General features: G+C 71.8%; 18 protein-coding genes. 11 read left to right on the top strand and 7 right to left on the bottom strand.

Annotated elements, in window-relative coordinates; translation table 11 throughout:
• Positions 1-659, top strand: a 659-nt coding sequence (locus G3A44_RS10575) for a response regulator (RefSeq protein WP_163457477.1), incomplete at its 5' end; no start/stop codon positions are given.
• Positions 660-727: 68 nt separating this feature from the next.
• Here the strand turns inward: G3A44_RS10575 and G3A44_RS10570 are convergent.
• The gene (locus G3A44_RS10570) at positions 728-2,572 is read right to left on the bottom strand and encodes a sulfotransferase domain-containing protein (RefSeq protein WP_163457476.1); all 1,845 of its coding nucleotides are present in this window, start codon (positions 2,570-2,572) and stop codon (positions 728-730) included.
• Positions 2,569-3,753, bottom strand: coding sequence for a polysaccharide biosynthesis/export family protein (locus G3A44_RS10565; protein ID WP_163457475.1), 1,185 nt, complete (start codon positions 3,751-3,753; stop codon positions 2,569-2,571). Before G3A44_RS10565 ends, G3A44_RS10570 begins: the two co-directional genes overlap by 4 nt.
• A 285-nt stretch (positions 3,754-4,038) precedes the next feature.
• On the opposite strand from G3A44_RS10565, the gene G3A44_RS10560 reads away from it, so the two are divergent.
• Both G3A44_RS10560 and G3A44_RS10555 read left to right on the top strand, forming a co-directional pair.
• Positions 4,039-5,250 carry a glycosyltransferase family 4 protein gene (locus G3A44_RS10560; protein WP_163457474.1) on the top strand — a complete coding sequence of 404 codons (1,212 nt, stop codon included), beginning with the start codon at positions 4,039-4,041 and terminating at the stop codon, positions 5,248-5,250.
• An 8-nt stretch (positions 5,251-5,258) separates the two neighbouring features.
• Positions 5,259-6,677 carry an MraY family glycosyltransferase gene (locus tag G3A44_RS10555; protein WP_163457473.1) on the top strand — a complete coding sequence of 473 codons (1,419 nt, stop codon included), beginning with the start codon at positions 5,259-5,261 and terminating at the stop codon, positions 6,675-6,677.
• 43 nt (positions 6,678-6,720) lie between these two features.
• Here G3A44_RS10555 and rfbA read toward each other — a convergent pair whose 3' ends face one another.
• From rfbA to rfbB, 3 genes are read right to left on the bottom strand one after another with little or no spacing between them, the layout of a single operon-like run.
• Positions 6,721-7,602, bottom strand: a complete 882-nt coding sequence (gene rfbA, locus G3A44_RS10550; protein WP_163457472.1) for a glucose-1-phosphate thymidylyltransferase RfbA — start codon at positions 7,600-7,602, stop codon at positions 6,721-6,723.
• A 55-nt stretch (positions 7,603-7,657) separates the two neighbouring features.
• The gene (rfbD, locus tag G3A44_RS10545) at positions 7,658-8,551 is read right to left on the bottom strand and encodes a dTDP-4-dehydrorhamnose reductase (RefSeq protein ID WP_163457471.1); all 894 of its coding nucleotides are present in this window, start codon (positions 8,549-8,551) and stop codon (positions 7,658-7,660) included.
• A gap of 19 nt (positions 8,552-8,570) precedes the next feature.
• Positions 8,571-9,629: a dTDP-glucose 4,6-dehydratase gene (gene rfbB, locus G3A44_RS10540; protein WP_163457470.1), complete on the bottom strand. Its 1,059-nt coding sequence runs from the start codon at positions 9,627-9,629 to the stop codon at positions 8,571-8,573.
• A 111-nt stretch (positions 9,630-9,740) separates the two neighbouring features.
• On the opposite strand from rfbB, the gene G3A44_RS10535 reads away from it, so the two are divergent.
• Together G3A44_RS10535 and G3A44_RS23510 are read left to right on the top strand one after the other, a co-directional pair.
• Positions 9,741-11,255 (top strand): DEAD/DEAH box helicase, encoded by a 1,515-nt coding sequence (locus G3A44_RS10535; protein ID WP_163457469.1) that lies wholly within the window; start codon positions 9,741-9,743, stop codon positions 11,253-11,255.
• Positions 11,252-11,590 carry a VanZ family protein gene (locus tag G3A44_RS23510; protein WP_310734357.1) on the top strand — a complete coding sequence of 113 codons (339 nt, stop codon included), beginning with the start codon at positions 11,252-11,254 and terminating at the stop codon, positions 11,588-11,590. Before G3A44_RS10535 ends, G3A44_RS23510 begins: the two co-directional genes overlap by 4 nt.
• Here the strand turns inward: G3A44_RS23510 and G3A44_RS10525 are convergent.
• A complete protein-coding gene (locus tag G3A44_RS10525) occupies positions 11,574-12,359 on the bottom strand; it encodes an SAM-dependent methyltransferase (RefSeq protein ID WP_163457468.1) in 786 nt (261 codons plus the stop codon). The two genes, G3A44_RS23510 and G3A44_RS10525, sit on opposite strands and share 17 nt — an antisense overlap.
• A complete protein-coding gene (locus tag G3A44_RS10520) occupies positions 12,356-12,985 on the bottom strand; it encodes a Maf family nucleotide pyrophosphatase (RefSeq protein WP_163457467.1) in 630 nt (209 codons plus the stop codon). Before G3A44_RS10520 ends, G3A44_RS10525 begins: the two co-directional genes overlap by 4 nt.
• 49 nt (positions 12,986-13,034) lie before the next feature.
• Between G3A44_RS10520 and G3A44_RS10515 the strand changes: the two genes are divergently transcribed.
• From G3A44_RS10515 to fabG, 6 genes are all read left to right on the top strand, one after another.
• Positions 13,035-13,601: a YceD family protein gene (locus tag G3A44_RS10515; protein WP_163457466.1), complete on the top strand. Its 567-nt coding sequence runs from the start codon at positions 13,035-13,037 to the stop codon at positions 13,599-13,601.
• Positions 13,602-13,925: 324 nt separating this feature from the next.
• Positions 13,926-14,108, top strand: a complete 183-nt coding sequence (gene rpmF, locus G3A44_RS10510; RefSeq protein ID WP_163457465.1) for a 50S ribosomal protein L32 — start codon at positions 13,926-13,928, stop codon at positions 14,106-14,108.
• A gap of 162 nt (positions 14,109-14,270) precedes the next feature.
• Positions 14,271-15,350 carry a phosphate acyltransferase PlsX gene (gene plsX, locus G3A44_RS10505; RefSeq protein WP_163457464.1) on the top strand — a complete coding sequence of 360 codons (1,080 nt, stop codon included), beginning with the start codon at positions 14,271-14,273 and terminating at the stop codon, positions 15,348-15,350.
• Positions 15,350-16,360, top strand: a complete 1,011-nt coding sequence (locus G3A44_RS10500; RefSeq protein WP_163457488.1) for a beta-ketoacyl-ACP synthase III — start codon at positions 15,350-15,352, stop codon at positions 16,358-16,360. The genes plsX and G3A44_RS10500 overlap by 1 nt, the downstream gene beginning before the upstream one ends.
• Before the next feature lie 67 nt (positions 16,361-16,427).
• Complete coding sequence (fabD, locus tag G3A44_RS10495) at positions 16,428-17,369, top strand: ACP S-malonyltransferase (RefSeq protein ID WP_163457463.1); 942 nt, start codon at positions 16,428-16,430, stop codon at positions 17,367-17,369.
• Entirely contained in the window at positions 17,366-18,118 is a 753-nt protein-coding gene (gene fabG / locus G3A44_RS10490) for a 3-oxoacyl-ACP reductase FabG (RefSeq protein ID WP_163457462.1), read from the top strand. The genes fabD and fabG overlap by 4 nt, the downstream gene beginning before the upstream one ends.
• The last annotated feature ends 4 nt before the right edge of the window (positions 18,119-18,122 follow it).

Below are 18,122 nucleotides of genomic sequence, written 5' to 3'. Positions count from 1 at the left end.
CGCTGGCCCTGGCCGGCTGCCGCGGCCTGGACGCCAATGCCCTGACCCGGCGCCAGCTGCTGCAGGCGGTGCAGGGCCTGTGGCTGGAGGGCGCCGCGCCGCCGCCTGCCCCGGTGGCCGCGCCGCCAGCCCAGGAGGCCCAGGAGGCTGAGGAGGCTGAGGAGGCGGCTGAGGCGGCCGAGGCGGCAACACCGGCCGCCCCCCTGGCGGAGGGGGCGGTGGCGCCGCTGGCCCCGCCAGCGTCTCGCCCCCGGGTCCTGGTGGCCGAGGACAACGAGGCCAATCAGAAGGTCATCCGCTTCCAGCTGGGCAAGCTGGGCTACCCCGCCGAGGTGGCGAGCGATGGTGAGCAGGCCTTGGCCCTGTGGCGCCAGGGCGGCTTTGACCTGCTGTTGACCGACCTGCACATGCCGCGCCTGGACGGCTACCAGCTCACCGCCGCGCTGCGCGCCCTGCCCGGCGGGCAGGACCTGCCCATCATCGCCCTGACCGCCAACGCCCTGGGCGGCGAGGCCGAGCGCTGCCTGGCCGCCGGCATGAGCGACTACCTGAGCAAGCCCACCCGGCTGCCGGTGCTGCAGGCCATGCTGGAGAAGTGGCTGGACGCCAAGGCGTCCTCACCGCCGGCCGCCCCGGCGCCGGGCCAGCGTGACGACTAGTCGGGCGGGTGCCAGGGGCGTGGCGCCCGTCCCGCCCGGCGGCAGCCTCCTCCATGCAGGAGGCGCCATCACCGGTAGCCCAGCGCCTGCATGACGTCGCCGTAGGCGGCCAGGAAGTCCTGCCGCAGGGCGTCGTCAAAGTAGTGCGCATGGTCGCCCACCACCCCCTTGCGCAGGAGGGCCCCCACGTCCTCCTGCCCGGCGGCGCGCCGGGTGCGGGTGGAGAAGTCGGTCTGCTCACGCAGGCGGACCAGGTCCACCCGCTGCGCGTCGAGGTCAAAGAAGTGCAGCGCGCGGCGCACCTCGGCCTCGAAGTCCTCCTTGAGGTGTTCGTAGCGCAGCAGGCACAGGTCGGGCTCCTCGCGCAGGTCCACCTCCATCCAGCGCCGAATCTGCTCGCCGTAGGCGAAGCGGCGCTTGTGCAGGATCAGCCGCAGGCCCTCGGCCACCGGCAGGCGCCGCAACTCCTGCCGCCACTGCGCGATGGCCGCGGCATTGTGGCGGTCGGATTCCCGCCAGGACCAGTACTGAGAGACCAGCGCGTCGCGGGGATCGCGCACGCACAGCGCCAGGCGGTCGCCGGGCTGGCGCTGTGCCAGCACTTCGCTGCGCTTGCCCGACGGGTAGAGCAGGAAGCCGGCGCCGTGGCCGCGTCGCACAGGCTGGTTGAGCCGACCGGGCTGCTGGGTGACCGGGGTGTAGTCCAGCGCCAGCGTTTCGGCCACCGCCATGACGATCTGCCGGAACCAGCTGGAGCCGCATTTGTGGAAGGTGCAGACATGGCTGCGCGCCCGCGGCTCGCCCAGGAAGGGAGAGGTCCAGACCGCCGGCGCGACCGCCACGGCAGCGGCGGCAGGGACGGCAGGGACGGCAGGGACGGCAGGGACGGGCGTGGCCGGGGGGGCGGCGGACAGGGGGGCCGTCTGCCGGTGGGCCGGACGGCGCGGCGCGGCGGGCCGTGGCCGCTGGAAGAACAGGAACACCCCCAGCTCGCCGCCGTGGTCGGTGAACTCGGTGTGGAACCGCGGGATGCCCGCACTCTGCAGGATGAAGGCCAGCTCGCCCAGCGGGTAGGCGTTCATCTGCATCTCCGGGTCCTGCCCCAGCGGTCGCAGGGCGGCCACCGGGGCCAGGGGGGCGATGGTCCTCTCGCGCCCGCCGCGCCAGAGGCTGCGTAGCGTGCGCTGCCAACCCGGGCGGTGCAGGTCGGCCTGCCGGGCGTGTTCCAGGGCGTGTTCCAGGGCGCGGTCCGGGGCGGCAGGCTGCGGCAAGGTGGGCGGCGGTTGCCCCCAACGCTCAGCCCAGCGCTGTTTGCCGTAGGTCACCTGCAGCGCCCCGATGCCACCCGGGCGCACCAGCGACACCAGCCGGGCAAACAGGGCCCGCCCCCGGGCCACGTCCACGTGCTGCAGCACGATGGCGGTGTGCACCAGGTCAAAGTCCCCCTGCACCGCGCTCAAGGTGTCGTCCGACGGCAGCAGGGTCAGGCCGCCCACGCCCAGGCGATCGCCGTTGCGCCGGGCTTCCTCCAGCATGGCCGGGGAGATGTCCACCCCCACCGCCTCGCCCACCTGCTGCGCCAGCGGCAGGAGCACGCGGCCCACGCCGCAACCAAAGTCCAGCGCCCGCTGGGGCTGGAAGTCGGGCTGCAGGTGGCGGCGGCAGATGTCCAGCACGTACTGCACATGGCGCCGGCCGCTGTGGAAAAACTCCGCCCGTGCCGACTCGTCCAGGTTGGACTGCCTGAACTTGGGGTCGGTGATCACGGCGAAGTAGGGGTCGCGCTCGCCCCAGTCGCGCCAGGCGGCGTCGGTGCCGTGGGGCGGCGGCACCGGGGCGGCGGGTGTCGGGGAGGGCGCCGGAGCCTGGGCGCGCAGGGGCGTGGGGACGGGGTCCAGGGTGGCGTGGCTCATGGGGACAGGTTCACCAGATTGAAGACGGGGTAGGCCACCGACATCACCAGGGCCATGAATTTGCGCAGCTCGTTGGCCGGGGCGTTGCTGGCATAAAGCACGTCCTGGTGCCGCACCGGGAAGTGCTGCATCACGAAGAAGCTGCCGGGGTCGCTCAGGTCGAGCTGGTAGACCACCGGCACGCGGCCGTCCGGGCCGGTGGCCGGGGGCTGGGGCCAGGGCAGGGCGTCGGCGGCCTCGTAGCGGAAGATGAACACCCCGCGTGGTGAGGCCCGGTTGTCGTCCAGCCCGCCGGCGCGTGCCAGCGCCTGCGCCAGGCTGATGCCCTGGGCCTCAAAGGCGATCTCGTCGTTGCGGCCGGTGGCCCCCAGCACGCTCACGCTGTGGGTCTGGTAGAGGGCGGTGACCACGTCGCCGGCCTGCAGCAGCACGTTCTGGCGCGGGTCCTGGATCACCTGTTCCAGTGGCATGGCCACGCTGTGGCCGTCGCGGCTGACCTGCACGGTGATCTTGTGCACCGGCTGGCGCACGCCGCCGGCGGCGGCCAGGGCGTCGAGCAGGCGCTCGCGCGCCGGGGTGAGCGGCAGGCGCAGGCTGGTGGCCACTTCGCCCACCACGGCCACACTGGCCGCGCCGTGGCGGGTCTGGCGCACCAGGGCCTCGGGCCGGTTGGCCTTGCCGGCCAGGCGGCGCCCGATCTCGGCGGCGAGTTGCTGGCGGGTCTGCCCGGCGGCCGGCACCGCCCCGGCAAAGGGCACCTGCACCGTGCCGTCCAGGTCGATGAGCTGCTCGGGCAGCAGCACCGAGCGGGCGGTGGCCGGAGCCCCCGGCGCGTCGGCCAGGCCGTTGCCGAACAGGGTGGCCGGCGGGGACTCCCACAGGGTGATCTCCACCGCGTCACCCGGGCGCAGCACCCGCTCCTCCGCCCGCAGGGCGGGCAAGGCCTGGGCCAGCTGCGGCGGACGCTGGCGGCCCGCCAGGTGCCGCACGACCGCGTCGTTCAGGGGCACCAGCTGCACGGCGGGGCCGGCGGGCCGGCTGGCCGCCGTGGCCGCCGTGGCCGCCGCCGGGGCGATGTCCTCCAGGTGCGGCCCGCCGCGGGGCATTTGCGAGCAGCCGGCCAGCCCCAGCAGCGTCAGGACGGTGGACAGCAGCAGGGCGGTGGGGGCGGGCAGGGGCATGGGTGGGTTCGGGTGGGCGGGGGATACGCGGCCCGCCCACCCGGTGCCGTGAGGGGCCGGGTGTGACGGAATACGCAGGAGAGAGGATGCGCGAGCCCCGCGCCCGGCGCCGCCGGATCAGGGGGCTAAAGCCCGGCCATTTCCCGCCGATCTGCCTCCATTGGGGCCGATAGGCTGACCCCACTGGCCGATGTCCGGCCGGCAAGCACCGGTGTTTGGCGTTCTCCGGTGTTGTGCGCCCCTCCCTTGGCGGGACGGCGCGCCGCCACTGCCAGGGATCCGCCCGTGACCATCTACCTCAACGGCAAGTTCACTGCCCAGCACATGACCGGGGTGCAGCGCACCGCCAGCTGCTTGGTGCAGGCCCTGGACGCCTGGCTGGGCCAGCGCGAGGGGGCCGAGCCCTGGGTGCTGCTGTGCCCCCCAGGAGCGCCCGTGCCGGCGTTGCGCCACATCCAGGTGCGTCAGGTGGGCCCGCGCGGCCTGCCGTTGGGCGTGTGGGAGCAGACGGTGCTGCCCCTGGCGGCCTGCCTGGGCCGGCTGGTCAGCCTGTCAGGCTCGGCGCCGCTGCTGGGCCGCGCCCAGTCCAACATGCTGCATGACGCGGCGGTTTTCGACCATCCGCAGGCCTACACCTGGGCCTTCCGCCACTGGTACCGCCTGCTCTTCCGGCGGCTGGCGCGGCGCTCGCGCCAGCTCTTCACCGTCTCCGCCTTCTCCCAGCAGCGGCTGAGCGCCCGGCTGGACCTGCCGCCCGGCCGGCTGCAGGTGCTGCCCAATGGGGGCGACCACCTGCGTCGGGTGGCCGCTGACCACGACGCCCCGGCCCGCCTGGGCCTGGACGGCCGGCCCTACCTGTTGGTGGTGGGCAGCGCCAACCCCAACAAGAACGTCGGCCTGGTGGAGGCGGTTTTCCGCCGCCTGCCGGCCGCCAGCGAACTGCGGCTGGTGGTGGTGGGTGGACTCAACCGCCGCGTCTTCGCCCGCCAGAGCGCCGAAGAAACCTGGTCCGAGGACCGGGTGCTGCGGCTGGGGCCGGTCAGCGACCCGGTGCTCAAGGCCCTGATCCAGCAGGCCTGCTTCCTGGTGTTTCCCTCGCGCTACGAGGGCTTTGGCCTGCCGGCCCTGGAGGCCATGGCCTGCGGCTGTCCGGTGCTGGCCGCGCGCACCGGCGCCATCCCCGAGGTCTGCGGCGACGCCGCGCTGTACTTTGACCCGGCCAGCGCCGCTGACCTGGAGCGCACCCTGGCCTGGATGGTCTGCGACCGTGGCCTGCGCGACCGGCTGCGCATCCAGGGCAGCGCCCGCGCCGGCCGTTTTGTCTGGCAGGACTCCGCCGCCCGCCTGTGGGCGGCGGTCACGGGCGAGCCCTTGCCCGAGGGGCGCGCCGAGCAGGGGCCGGCCGGCATCGCCACGCTCACCGGCAACGCCCCGGCCGCCCGCGGCCAGGCGGGCACCGTGTGGCCCGAGCGCCGCCTGGCCGGGGAGCCGCAATGAGCGTGGCCATGACCTGGCATGCCGTCTGGCCCTGGCTGCTGGTCTGCCTGCTGGCCTCGGTGGCCGCGGTGGGGCTGCCTCTGCTGCTGCGCGGCCGGCGCGGCCGCCGGTGGGCCGAGCGCCTGGCCGATGCCCCGCAGAGCGGCCCGCAGAAGCTGCATGTCCGCGCGGTGCCGCGGGTGGGCGGTCTGGGTCTGGCCCTGGGCTGGGCGGTGGCCGGGCTGGCGGCACCGGCGGCCGTGCCGGCGCTGGCCGAAGCCGGCGGCCTGCTGCAGACCTTGCTGCTGGCGGGCCTGCCCGCCCTGTGCGTGGGTCTGCTCGAGGACGTGTCCGGACGGGTCAGCCCGCGTCTGCGGCTCCTGGCCAGCGCCGCCTCGGCAGCGCTGGCGGGTTGGAGCCTGGACCTGCTCATCGACCACACCGGCGTGCCCGGCCTGGACGCGGTGGCGGGCCTGGCGCTGGGCGCCTGGGCGCTGACCCTGCTGGGGGTCACCGGCGTCAGCCACGCCTTCAACCTCATCGACGGCTGCCATGGCCTGGCCGGCATGACCGCAGTCATCGTGCTGGCGACGCTGGGCGCCCTGGCCTGGGCTGCGGGCGATGTGGCCCTGGCCGCGGTCGCGGCCGCCAGCGTGGCGGTGGTGGGGGGGTTTCTGGTCTGGAACTACCCCCGCGGCCTGGTCTTCCTGGGTGACGGGGGCGCCTACCTGCTGGGCTTCTGGGTGGCCGAGCTGGGCCTGCTGCTGACCCACCGCCAGCCCCAGTACCCGCCGCTGCTGCCACTGGCCTTGTGCTTCTATCCGGTGTTCGAAACACTGTTCTCCATGTGGCGCCGGCGCCGGGCCCGGCGGGCCAGCACCGCGGCTTGCGGGGTGATGCAGGCCGATGCGCTGCACCTGCACTCGCTGGTCTACCGGCACCTGGCCCGCAGCGGGCTGCCGCCGGAGTCTCCCCAGCGCCAGAACCGCCGCAACGCGGCCACCGCGCCCTGGCTCTGGGCCTATGGTTTGCTCACCGTGGGCACCGCGGTGCTGGCCCGTCACTCCACGGTGGGGCTGCTCGCCGGCATGGCCGCGATGGCCGGGGTGTACCTGCTGGCCTACCGGAGGCTGTCACGGGCCACGCCGGTGGCCGGGCGCCTGCGGGGCCGGCGTGCGCCGCCACTGGGTCTGCGGCCGGGGGCCTTGGGCCGGCGCCGCGCCCGCGCCGATGCCCGCGCAGGGGGCGAGGCGGGGGCGGTCTTGCCGCCGTTGGTCCGGCAGGCGCCTGGGCCTGCAACGGTGCGGGTGCCCGGTGTGGCGTCAGGATCGGATGGGGGTCTGGCGGCGGAGCCTGGTGCGGAGCCCGCCGGTCGGCCGACCGTGGCCTCACCCGTGCGGCGGGCGGCTGAGGTGCCCGAGGACGAGGCCGAAAGCCTGGCCGCCTGAGCGCGATGGGGCGCCCGGACGACCGGGCGTCCGGGCCCGGGTGTCAGAACACCCGTTCGCGCAGGATCTGCTGCAGGTACTTGCCGTAGCCGCTCTTGGCCAGGGGGGCGGCCAGTTCGGCCAGCTGGGCGTCGCTGATCCAGCCCTTGCGCCAGCAGATTTCCTCGGGGCAGCAGGCCTTCAGGCCCTGGCGCTTTTCCAGGGTCTGCACAAAGGCGCTGGCCTCCAGCAGGCTGTCGTGGGTGCCGGTGTCCAGCCAGGCGTCCCCGCGGCCGAAAATCTGCACGTCCAGCTCGCCCGCTTCCAGGTACAGGCGGTTGAGGTCAGTGATCTCCAGCTCGCCGCGCGGGCTGGGGGCCAGGGCCTTGGCCCGTTCCACCACCTGCGAGTCGTAAAAGTACAGGCCGGTCACCGCATAGCGGCTCTTGGGCTGCACCGGCTTTTCTTCCAGGCTGATGGCGCGGCCCTGGGCGTCGAACTCCACCACGCCATAGCGCTCGGGGTCGGTCACCGGGTAGGCGAACACGGTGGCGCCGCTGTCCTTGGCGGCGGCGGCCTCCAGGCGGCTGCCCAGGTCATGGCCGTAGAAGATGTTGTCGCCCAGCACCAGGGCGCTGGGCGCGCCGGCCAGGAACTCCTCGCCGATCAGGAAGGCCTGGGCCAGGCCGTCCGGGCTGGGCTGCACGGCGTAGCTCAGCTGCAGGCCCCAGCGGGCTCCGTCGCCCAGCAGGGACTGGAAGCGCGGGGTGTCCTGCGGGGTGCTGATGATCAGGATCTCGCGGATGCCCGCCAGCAGCAGCGCCGACAGCGGGTAGTAGATCATCGGCTTGTCGTACACCGGGATCAGCTGCTTGCTGATGGCCAGGGTGGCCGGATGCAGCCGGGTGCCGGAGCCGCCGGCCAGGATGATGCCTTTGCGTTGCATGGGGTTTGCCGTGTGCGGGAAGAGAAGAAGGGCGTCGGGGTCGGCCTGAAGGGGCTCAGGCGTAGACCTCGGCGAGCATGCGGTCCACGCCGGTCTGCCAGTGCGGAAGGCGCAGGCCAAAGGCCTGCTGCAGCTTGAGGGTCGACAGGCGCGAGTTGAGCGGCCGGGTGGCCGGTGTGGGGTAGGCGCGGGTGGGAATGGCGTGGATGGCGTCGGCCGCCACCTTGATGGGTTTGCCTTGGGCGCGGGCCCACTCGATCACGTGGCGCGCGTACTCGAACCAGCTGGTCTCACCGCCGGCCACGCAGTGGTACAGGCCGCCCAGCTCGGGCCGCACTTGCAGCACGCGGGCGGCATGGGCGGTGACGTCGGCCAGCAACTCGGCCCCGGTGGGCGCACCGATCTGGTCGTCGATGACGTTGAGCGCGTCGCGCTCGGCTGCCAGGCGCAGCATGGTCTTGGCAAAGTTGCCGCCACGTGCGGCAAACACCCAGCTGGTGCGCAGGATCAGGTGCGCGCAACCGCTGGCAGCAATGAGCTGCTCACCTTCCAGCTTGGTCTGGCCGTACACGCTCAAGGGAGCGGTGGCGGCGTCCTCGTCGCGGGCGGCGTGGCCGGAGCCGTCAAACACATAGTCGGTGCTGTAGTGGATGAGGGTGGCACCGATGGCCGCGGCCTCGCGGGCGATGACCCCCGGCGCGGTGGCGTTGAGGGCGCGGGCCAGTTCGGGCTCGCTCTCGGCTTTGTCCACGGCGGTGTGGGCCGCGGCATTGACGATGAGCTGCGGCCGCACCGCCTGCACCGTGGCCGCTAGGGCCTCGGGGCGGGCGAAGTCGCCATGCAGCTCGCGGCTGTCATGGTCCACCGCCACGACGTCGCCCAGGGGGGCCAGCGCGCGTTGCAGTTCCCAGCCGACCTGGCCGCCTTTTCCGAACAGGAGGATCTTCATGGTGTGCGGTCCTCCCGTCTCAGCGGGCTTGGTAGTTGGTGCTGACCCAGTCCTTGTAGGCGCCGCTCTGCACATTGGCCACCCAGTCGGCGTTGTCGAGGTACCACTGCACCGTCTTGCGGATGCCGGTCTCGAAGGTCTCGGCCGGGCGCCAGCCCAGCTCGCGCTCGATCTTGCGGGCGTCGATGGCATAGCGGCGGTCGTGGCCCGGGCGGTCGGTCACGTAGGTGATCAGTCGGCTGTAGGGGCCGGCCGGGTCGGGGCGCAGCTCGTCGAGCAGGGCGCAGACGATCTTGACGATGTCGATGTTGGCCTGTTCGTTCCAGCCGCCGATGTTATAGGTCTCCCCCAGTCGGCCGCCGGCCAGCACGGCGCGGATGCCGCTGCAGTGGTCCTTGACGTAGAGCCAGTCGCGGATCTGCTGGCCGTCACCGTACACCGGCAGGGGCTTGCCCGCCAGGGCGTTGACGATCATCAGCGGGATCAGCTTCTCGGGGAAATGGTACGGCCCGTAGTTGTTTGAGCAGTTGGTGGTGACCACCGGCAGCCCGTAGGTGTGGTGCCAGGCGCGCACCAGGTGGTCGCTGGCGGCCTTGCTGGCGCTGTAGGGGCTGTTGGGCTCGTAGGGGTTGGTCTCGGCAAAGGGCGGGTCGCTGGGCTTGAGGGAGCCGTAGACCTCGTCGGTGGAGACATGGTGGAAACGGAAGGCCGCCTTCTCGTCGCCCTGCAGGCCGCCCCAGTAGGCGCGGGCGGCTTCCAGCAGCGTGAAGGTGCCGTCCACATTTGTCTTCATGAATGCGCCCGGGCCGTGGATGGACCGGTCGACGTGGCTCTCTGCCGCGAAGTGGACGATGGCGCGCGGGCGGTGGGTGGCCAGCAGCGAGTCGACCAGGGCGCGGTCGCAGATGTCGCCCTTGACGAAGGTGTGGCGCGCATCGCCCGCCAGGGTGGCCAGGTTGGCCAGGTTGCCGGCATAGGTCAGGGCGTCGAGGTTGACGACCGGCTCGTCGCTCTGGGCCAGCCAGTCGAGCACGAAGTTGCTGCCGATGAAACCAGCGCCGCCGGTGACCAGAATCATGCGAATTCCCTCAAGAAATGGGCCTGTTGGCCCCAGAAAGCCAGGGTGAAGACCGGGTTGACCCGGATTTCAAAGTGTAGCCAGTCCGGATGCCGCGGATAATCACCAGACATGACTGATGCCCCCCTAGACCAGGACGCCGCCGCCCCGGCGCCCGCTCCCGCCCGTTTCGACACCCTGCCGCTGGATGCCAAGCTCCTGCGCGCGGTGGCCGACCAGGGTTACGCCACGATGACCCCGATCCAGGCCAAGGCCATTCCGGTGGTCCTCTCCGGCCGTGATGTGATGGGGGCGGCGCAGACCGGCACCGGCAAGACGGCCGCCTTCTCCATTCCGCTGCTGCAGAAGATGCTGCGCCACGAGAATGCCAGCGCCTCGCCGGCGCGGCATCCGGTGCGCGCCCTGGTGCTGGCCCCCACCCGCGAGCTGGCCGACCAGGTGGCCAACAACGTCAAGGCCTACGCCAAGCACAGCCAGCTGCGGGTGGCGGTGGTCTTTGGCGGCGTGGACATGAAGCCCCAGACCGCCGAGCTCAAGGCCGGCGTCGAGGTGCTGATCGCCACCCCGGGCCGCCTGCTGGACCACATCGAGGCCAAGAACTGCGTGCTCAACCAGGTCGAGTACGTGGTGCTCGACGAGGCCGACCGCATGCTCGACATCGGCTTCCTGCCGGACCTGCAGCGCATCCTCAGCTACCTGCCCAAGGCCAACCGGCAGACCCTGCTGTTCTCGGCCACCTTCTCGCCCGAGATCAAGAAGCTGGCCTCCAGCTACCTGCAGGATCCCGAGCTGGTGGAGGTGGCCCGGCCCAACGCCACCGCGTCCACCGTGGAGCAGGTGTTCATCGGCTGCAGCGACGACGACAAGCGCCGCGTCATCCTGCGCCAGCTGCGTCAGCGCTCCATCCAGCAGGCCATCGTCTTCGTCAACTCCAAGCTGGGCGCGGCACGACTGGCCCGCTCCTTTGAGCGTGACGGCATGCGCACCGCCGCCCTGCACGGCGACAAGAGCCAGGACGAGCGCCTGAAGTCGCTGGCGGCCTTTAAGGCTGGCGAGGTCGACCTGCTGGTGGCCACCGACGTGGCCGCCCGCGGACTGGACATTGCCGACCTGCCAGCGGTCTTCAACTTCGATGTCCCGTTCAACGCCGAGGACTATGTGCACCGCATCGGCCGCACTGGCCGGGCGGGCGCCTCGGGCGTGGCCATCACCCTGGTCACCAGCGACGACAGCCGCCTGGTGGCCGACATCGAGAAGCTCATCAAGAAGAAGATCGAGCTGGCCGCGGCCGAGCTGGACGATGACCGTCCGCGTCGCCGTGAGCGTTTCCGTGACGAGTCCCGCGAGGACGGCCGGCCCGACGAGCGCCAGGAGGACCGCCCGCGTCGTCCGGCCGCCGAGGGCCCGCGCGTGGCCGAGCCGCGGCGTTTTGCCCCGCCCGTGGCCGCACGCGATCCCTTCTTCGACCGGCCCTATGAGGCTCAGGCCGACCAGGCGCCCGCCGCCTGGGAGCGCACCGGTGCCGCGCCGGCCGCCACAGCCGCCGCCAACGGCAACCGCGTCTCGCCCAGCATTCGACCCAAGCGCAAGGTGGCGGCCCTGCTCGGGGGCGGCGTCAAGGCGTGAGCCTCACGCAGGGTTGGCGCGGGCTGTTGGTGCTGGCGCTGGCCGGGGGCTATGTGTTTGCCCTGCTGCCACCCGGTCCTCCCGGGCCCGACTGGTTTTGGCAGGCGGACAAGGTGCGCCATGCCGCGGCCTTTGTGGCTTTTTGGTGGATGGCCCGGCGCTGCGGCTGGCCGGCCCCCCGGGTGCTGGCGGTGCTGCTGGCCTACGGGGTAGCCATCGAGGTGGGCCAAGCCTTCACGCCGGGGCGAGATCCTTCGCTGGGCGATGTGCTGGCCGATGCCGTCGGCCTGGCGCTGGGCGTCTGGCGCTGGCCGCCGGTCAGGCCAGCCACATGAACACCGCCGGCAGGTCCGAGGCCAAGGTGCGCTGATCCGCCGGCAGCTGGCGCCACTGCGAGACCTTGAGCGTGCGGCAACCGCCGCCGGCGCTGGTCAGTCCCCAGGCCACACTCAGCCAGGTGCCCGGCGACAGCTGCGCCACCAGGGCCTGCAGCAGTGCGGTGTTGCGGTAGGGGGTCTCGATCACCAGTTGGGTTTGGCCTTCCTGACGAGAGCGCTGTTCCAGGGTCTTGACGCGCTGCGCGCGCGCCGCGGCGTCCTGGGGGAGGTAGCCCTCAAAGGCAAAACGCTGTCCGTTCAGGCCACTGGCGGCCACCGCCAAGGTCAGCGAGCTGGGCCCGGGCAACGGCTCTACCGCCAGCCCGGCGCGATGCGCCGCCATCACCAGCGCCGCGCCCGGGTCGGCCACGCCGGGCAGGCCGGCCTCGCTCTGCAGCGCCACCTCACCGCCGGCCAGGGCGGGGGCGAGCAGGCGCTCCCAGTCCTGGGGGGCGTCCGCGCCAGGCGCGGCGCCCTTGCGCGGGCGGGGCAGCTCCTGGATGTCGAGCTGCTGCAGCGGCAGGGCCAGCGGCGCCACGGCGTCACAGCGCTTGAGGAAGGCGCGGGTGCTCTTGGCGTTCTCCACCACCCAGTGGCGCAGACCCGCGGCGCGCTGCAGCACGCCCACGGGCAGCACCTGGGCGATGGGCTCCGGTGCGGCGCCCAGGTCCAGGGTGTTGGGCACCAGGACCAGGCGGCCGGTGCCAGGGCGGTCGGGTGAGCTCATCGGGCCTCCTGCAGCACATCCAGGCCGGCCTGCCGCAGCAGGTGGCTGGTGGCGATCAAGGGCAGGCCCACCAGGGCGGTGGGGTCGTCCGACTCGATGGCCTCCAGCAGCGCGATGCCCAGCGTTTCGCACTTGGCACTGCCGGCGCAGTCGTAGGGCTGTTCCAGCTGCAGGTAGCGTTCGATTTGTGCATCGTCCAGCGGGCGCATGCGCACCTTCACGGTGGCCATCGCCTCCCAGGCGCGTCCGCTGGCCGCTTCCACCACCGCCACCGCGGTGTGGAAGACGACGGTGCGTCCGCGCATGGCCTGCAGTTGCGCCACGGCCCGTGCGTGGTCGCCGGGCTTGCCGATGGGTTGCCCGTCCAGGTCGGCCACCTGGTCGGAGCCGATCACCAGCGCGTCGGGGTGGCGCGCCGCCACGGCGCGGGCCTTGGCCAGTGCCAGCCGCTGCGCCAGCGCGGCCGGGGCCTCGCCCAGGTGTGGGGTCTCGTCCACCGCGGGCGAGGCCACGTCAAACGGGATGCGCAGGCGCGCCAGCAGCTCGCGCCGGTAGATGGAGGTGCTGGCCAGCAGCAGCGGCCGCGATGGCGGCGGCGGCAGGGGGGCGGGCGGGGGCAAGGGCATGGGCACCATTGTCGCGTGGCCCGGGGCGCCCCCTCGTACACTGGCGGGGATGAAGTCCAAACCCCTTGATCCCCGGCGGCTGGATGTGGCCGCACTGGCCCAGCGCGGTGAGCAGCTGGCCGGCGAATGGCCCCTGGCGTCCCTGGAGCGGCTGGCCGAAGCGGCCGTGCGTGAGTCCCCCGCCTTCGATGGTGCCCAGGTCAGGTGGCGCCTGACCGGTGAGGCCCGCCCGGTCAAGGGCGGCGCCGCCGAGATCTGGATGTACCTGCATGCCCAGGTGGAGCTGCCACTGTGCTGCCAGCGTTGCCTGGGGCCGGTGCAGACCGTGCTGGAGGTGGAGCGGCCGCTGCGGTTTGTGGCCGACGAGTCCCGTGCGGCCGCCTTGGACGCGGAGCTGGAGGAGGATGTGCTCGAGCTGGTGCGTGATCTGGACGCGCTGGAACTGGTCGAGGACGAGCTGCTGCTGGAGCTGCCGCTGGTGCCCGCCCACGAGGACGACTGTCCCGATCCCTTGCCGCGTCCGGTGGACGACCTTGACGAGGTTTCGGAGCCTGCGCAGGAGCCGGCTGAGCACCCCTTTGCCGCGCTGGCGCGGCTGAAGAAGTCCACCAGCTGAGGCGGGCGGCGGGCGGGTGGCCACCTGGCCGCCATCTTGGCGGAGCGGGCGCAGCTGTCCTGCCTTTGGACGACGTGCTACACTCTTGGGCTTTTCGCAGGACAGGTCCATGTCCCGCGCCCTCAGCCATCCCCCGGCCGCCACGCGGTGCTGGGCCGGCGTCCAGGCCCCTCAAGGCCGCCGACGCGGCCCCAGGGAAGGCGCCAGCGGGGCCGGGCGCGCGACGACCCGCCCTGCACCACCACCGTCCTGTGCCGGCATTGCCGCCGGCGCCGTTCTGATCGTTGACCTTCGCCGGGGAATCCGGCGCTCCAGGAGCTTCCCATGGCTGTCCAGCAAAACAAGAAGTCGCCCTCCAAGCGCGGCATGCACCGTTCGCACAACGCCCTGACCCAGCCGGGCACCGCCATCGAGGCGACCACGGGTGAAGTGCACCTGCGCCACCACATCAGCCCCAACGGTTTCTACCGTGGCCGCAAGGTCCTGAAGACCAAGGCCGAGGCCTGAAGTCCGCGCGGAGCCGCGCGCCGGCCTGCGGGCCGTTGAGGCGGGCTCCCGGATCCTGAGGGATCCTTCGGTCTGAAACCATGGGGTGGCCGCTTGAGGCTGTGACGGGCGCTTTCGCGCCCGTCTGTCGCTGGGGCGTCCGCGCCGGATGATGGTGAGTTGATGAAGCCTCTCGAGCGCGTGCGCATCGCCGTCGATTGCATGGGCGGGGACCATGGTCCCTCGGTCACGCTGGCGGCCTGCCGCGACTTCCTGGCCACCCATGCCGATGCGGAGCTGGTGCTGGTCGGCACTGAGCAGGCGCTGGCGCCCGTGGCCCAGTGGGACCGCTGCCGTGTGGTCCTGGCCACCGAGGTGGTGGCCATGGACGACCCGGTCGAGGTCGCGTTGCGCCGCAAGCGTGACTCGTCCATGCGGGTGGCCATCCAGCAACTCAAGCCCGATGCCGCCGGTGCCACCCAGGCCGATGCCTGCGTGTCTGCCGGCAACACCGGCGCGCTGATGGCGGTGTCCCGCTACATCCTGAAGACCCTCGATGGCATCGACCGGCCGGCCATTGCCGCCATGCTGCCCAATTCGCGCGGCGGTCTGACCAAGGTGCTCGACCTGGGGGCCAACGTCGACTGCTCGGCCCAGCACCTGCTGCAGTTTGCGGTGATGGGCAGCGCCCTGGTGTCCGCGCTCGACGGCAAGGAGCAACCCACCGTGGGCCTGCTCAACATCGGCGAAGAGATCATCAAGGGCAGCGAGACCATCAAGCAGGCCGGTGAGCTGCTGCGCCAGTGCGCGGCAGCCGGCCTGATCAACTTCTACGGCAACGTGGAAGGCAACGACATCTTCAAGGGCACCACCGACCTGGTCGTCTGTGACGGCTTCGTCGGCAATGTGGCCCTCAAGACCTCCGAAGGCGTGGCCTCCCTGATGGGCACGCTCATCAAGGAAGAGTTCACCCGCAACCTCTGGACGCGCATGGCCGCGGTCGTGGCCATGCCGGTGCTCAACCGTTTCAAGGCCCGTGTGGACCACCGCCGCTACAGCGGCGGCGCGCTGCTCGGCCTGCGGGGGTTGGTGTTCAAGGCCCACGGTTCTTCGGATGCGCTCGGTTTTGAGCGCGCGATGAGCCGCGCTTATGATGCCGCCCGCAACCGCCTGCTCGACCGCGTGCATGAGCGCATCGAGGTCACGCTGCAGGCCATGCCGGCCGCCGCGCCGGCGGATTCTCCGGTCAAGACCGCAGCATGATGACGACTTCCGCGACCCCGCCCGCTGACCGCGCTGAACGCTACGCACGCATCACGGGCACCGGGAGCGCACTGCCCGCCCGGCGGGTGAGCAACCAGGAGCTGGCGGCCGAGCTGGCCGCGCGTGGCCTGGAGACCTCCGACGAGTGGATCGTCGAGCGCACCGGCATCCGCGCCCGCCATTTCGCCGACGCCCAAACCTGCACCAGCGATCTGGCCACCCGGGCAGCACGCCACGCCCTGGAGGCGGCGGGTCGCCGGCCCGAGGATGTGGACCTGATCATCCTGGCCACCTCTACGCCGGACATGGTGTTCCCGTCCACGGCCACCATCGTCCAGCACAAGCTGGGCATCCAGGGCTGCCCGGCCTTTGATGTGCAGGCGGTGTGCTCGGGCTTCGTGTATGCGCTGTCGGTGGCCGATGCCATGGTGCGCGCCGGCAGCGCCCGGTGCGCGCTGGTCATCGGTGCCGAGATCTTCTCCCGCATCCTGGACTTCAACGACCGCACCACCTGCGTGCTGTTCGGTGATGGTGCCGGCGCTGTGGTGGTCGAAGCCTCGGCTGAACCGGGCATCCTCGCCACCCGTCTGCACGCCGACGGCCGTCATCGGGAGATCCTCCAGGTGCCGGGCACGGTGTCGGGTGGCCAGGTCTCGGGTGTGCCGCTGCTGACCATGGATGGCCAGGCCGTCTTCAAGTTGGCGGTGGGCGTGCTCGACGAGGTCGCGCGTGAGGTGCTGGCGGCCGCGGGCCGCACCGCCGCCGACATCGACTGGCTGGTTCCGCACCAGGCCAACATCCGCATCATGCAGGGCACAGCCCGCAAGCTGAAGCTTCCGCTGGAGCGGGTGGTGGTGACCGTGCATGAGCATGGCAACACTTCGGCCGCCTCGATTCCCCTGGCACTGGACCAGGCCGTGCGCGCCGGACAGGTGCGTGCGGGTGACACGGTGATGCTCGAGGGTGTGGGCGGCGGCTTCACCTGGGGGGCGGTGCTGCTCGACTTCTGAACGGCGGTGCCGGCTGCGGCGCCAGTTTCTCTCCCGCTCTCATGCGCCGGCAGGCGCGCCTAAGACCATGACCGCATTTGCTTTCGTCTTTCCGGGCCAGGGCTCCCAATCTGTAGGCATGCTCGACGCCTGGGGTGATCACCCCGCCGTGGTGCAGACCCTGGCCGAGGCCTCGGCAGCGTTGGGTGAAGACATTGGTGCCCTGATCCACGCCGGCCCCAAGGAGCAGCTGGACCTCACCACCAACACCCAGCCGGTGATGCTCACCGCTGCCATCGCCTGCTACCGCGCCTGGCTGGCCGAAGGGGGGGCTGTGCCGGCCGCCGTCGCCGGCCACTCCCTCGGGGAATACACCGCGCTGGTGGCCGCCGGCGTGCTGAGCCTGGCCGATGCGCTGCCGCTGGTGCGACTGCGTGCCCAGGCCATGCAGGAGGCTGTGCCGGTGGGGCAGGGCGCCATGGCCGCCATCTTGGGCCTAGATGCCGATGCCGTGCGCGCCGGCTGCGCCGAGGCGGCCGCCGCCGCCCCGGGTGAAGTGGTCGAGGCCGTCAACTTCAACGATCCCAAGCAGACGGTGATCGCCGGCTCCAAGGACGGTGTGGCCAAGGGCTGCGAGGTCCTCAAGGCCAAGGGGGCCAAGCGCGCCCTGCCGCTGCCGGTTTCCGCCCCCTTCCACTCCAGCCTGATGAAGCCGGCGGCCGAGCGCCTGAAGGCGCGTCTGGCCGAGCTGAAACTCGCCGTGCCGCAGATTTCGGTGGTCAACAACATTGACGTGGCCGTGGCCACCGATGCCGACGCCATCCGCGATGCGCTGTACCGCCAGGCCTTCGGCCCCGTGCGCTGGGTCGAAGTGGTGCAGGCCCTGCGTGCCCGCGGGCTCACCCACATCATCGAATGCGGCCCGGGCAAGGTGCTCTCGGGCATGGTCAAGCGCATCGACGCCGAGGCAGTCTCGGCCACGGTGCTGGATCCGGCCTCCCTGGCCGACGTCAAAGGAATGCTGGCATGAGCGACGCTGAGCGCACTTCCGGTCAGGTGGCCCTGGTCACCGGCGCCTCCCGCGGCATTGGCCGCGCCATTGCCCTGGGTCTGGCCCAGCAAGGCTATCGGGTCATCGGCACCGCCACCAGCGATGCCGGCGCCGCCAGCATCGGCGAGGGCCTGTCGGCCTTCCCGGGCTGCAAGGGTGTGAACCTGAACGTCAATGACGCCGCCGGCGTGGACGCGCTGATCGATGCCATCGTCAAGGAGCATGGTGCCCTGCATGTGCTGGTCAACAACGCCGGCATCACCCGCGACACCCTGGCCATGCGCATGAAGGATGAGGACTGGGACGCCGTGCTGGAGACCAACCTCAAGGCCGTCTTCCGCCTCTCGCGCGCCGTCATCCGACCGATGATGAAGCAGCGCTATGGCCGCATCATCAGCATCACGTCGGTGGTGGGGGCCTCGGGCAATCCGGGGCAGGCCAACTACGCCGCCGCCAAGGCGGGCGTGGCTGGCATGACCCGTGCGCTGGCCCGCGAGTTGGGCAGCCGCAACATCACCGTCAATTGCGTGGCGCCCGGTTTCATCGCCACCGACATGACCGAGACCCTGCCTGAAGCACAGAAGGCTGCATTGCTGCAGCAGATTCCGCTGCAGCGGCTGGGTCAACCCCAGGAGATCGCCCACGCGGTCACCTTCCTCGCCTCTCCGGAGGCGGGTTACATCACCGGCTCCGAACTGCACGTCAACGGCGGCATGTTCATGAGCTGATGTC

The sequence above is a fragment of the Ideonella livida genome (assembly GCF_010499455.1).
Classification (GTDB): Bacteria; Pseudomonadota; Gammaproteobacteria; order Burkholderiales; family Burkholderiaceae_C; genus Ideonella; species Ideonella livida.
Note: the sequence above shows the minus strand (reverse complement) of the source record. Positions and strands in the feature narration are given on the sequence as shown.

Excerpts from the sequence above, each read along its gene's own strand:
- G3A44_RS10565 (WP_163457475.1), bottom strand. The coding sequence starts at position 3,753 with ATGCCCCTGCCCGCCCCCACCGCCCTGCTGCTGTCCACCGTCCTGACG.
- fabD (WP_163457463.1), top strand. The coding sequence starts at position 16,428 with ATGACCGCATTTGCTTTCGTCTTTCCGGGCCAGGGCTCCCAATCTGTA.
- rpmF (WP_163457465.1), top strand. The coding sequence starts at position 13,926 with ATGGCTGTCCAGCAAAACAAGAAGTCGCCCTCCAAGCGCGGCATGCAC.
- fabG (WP_163457462.1), top strand. The coding sequence starts at position 17,366 with ATGAGCGACGCTGAGCGCACTTCCGGTCAGGTGGCCCTGGTCACCGGC.
- G3A44_RS10515 (WP_163457466.1), top strand. The coding sequence starts at position 13,035 with ATGAAGTCCAAACCCCTTGATCCCCGGCGGCTGGATGTGGCCGCACTG.
- G3A44_RS10525 (WP_163457468.1), bottom strand. The coding sequence starts at position 12,359 with ATGAGCTCACCCGACCGCCCTGGCACCGGCCGCCTGGTCCTGGTGCCC.
- G3A44_RS10555 (WP_163457473.1), top strand. The coding sequence starts at position 5,259 with ATGACCTGGCATGCCGTCTGGCCCTGGCTGCTGGTCTGCCTGCTGGCC.
- rfbD (WP_163457471.1), bottom strand. The coding sequence starts at position 8,551 with ATGAAGATCCTCCTGTTCGGAAAAGGCGGCCAGGTCGGCTGGGAACTG.
- G3A44_RS10500 (WP_163457488.1), top strand. The coding sequence starts at position 15,350 with ATGACGACTTCCGCGACCCCGCCCGCTGACCGCGCTGAACGCTACGCA.
- G3A44_RS10570 (WP_163457476.1), bottom strand. The coding sequence starts at position 2,572 with ATGAGCCACGCCACCCTGGACCCCGTCCCCACGCCCCTGCGCGCCCAG.
- plsX (WP_163457464.1), top strand. The coding sequence starts at position 14,271 with ATGAAGCCTCTCGAGCGCGTGCGCATCGCCGTCGATTGCATGGGCGGG.
- rfbB (WP_163457470.1), bottom strand. The coding sequence starts at position 9,629 with ATGATTCTGGTCACCGGCGGCGCTGGTTTCATCGGCAGCAACTTCGTG.
- G3A44_RS10520 (WP_163457467.1), bottom strand. The coding sequence starts at position 12,985 with ATGCCCTTGCCCCCGCCCGCCCCCCTGCCGCCGCCGCCATCGCGGCCG.
- rfbA (WP_163457472.1), bottom strand. The coding sequence starts at position 7,602 with ATGCAACGCAAAGGCATCATCCTGGCCGGCGGCTCCGGCACCCGGCTG.
- G3A44_RS10535 (WP_163457469.1), top strand. The coding sequence starts at position 9,741 with ATGACTGATGCCCCCCTAGACCAGGACGCCGCCGCCCCGGCGCCCGCT.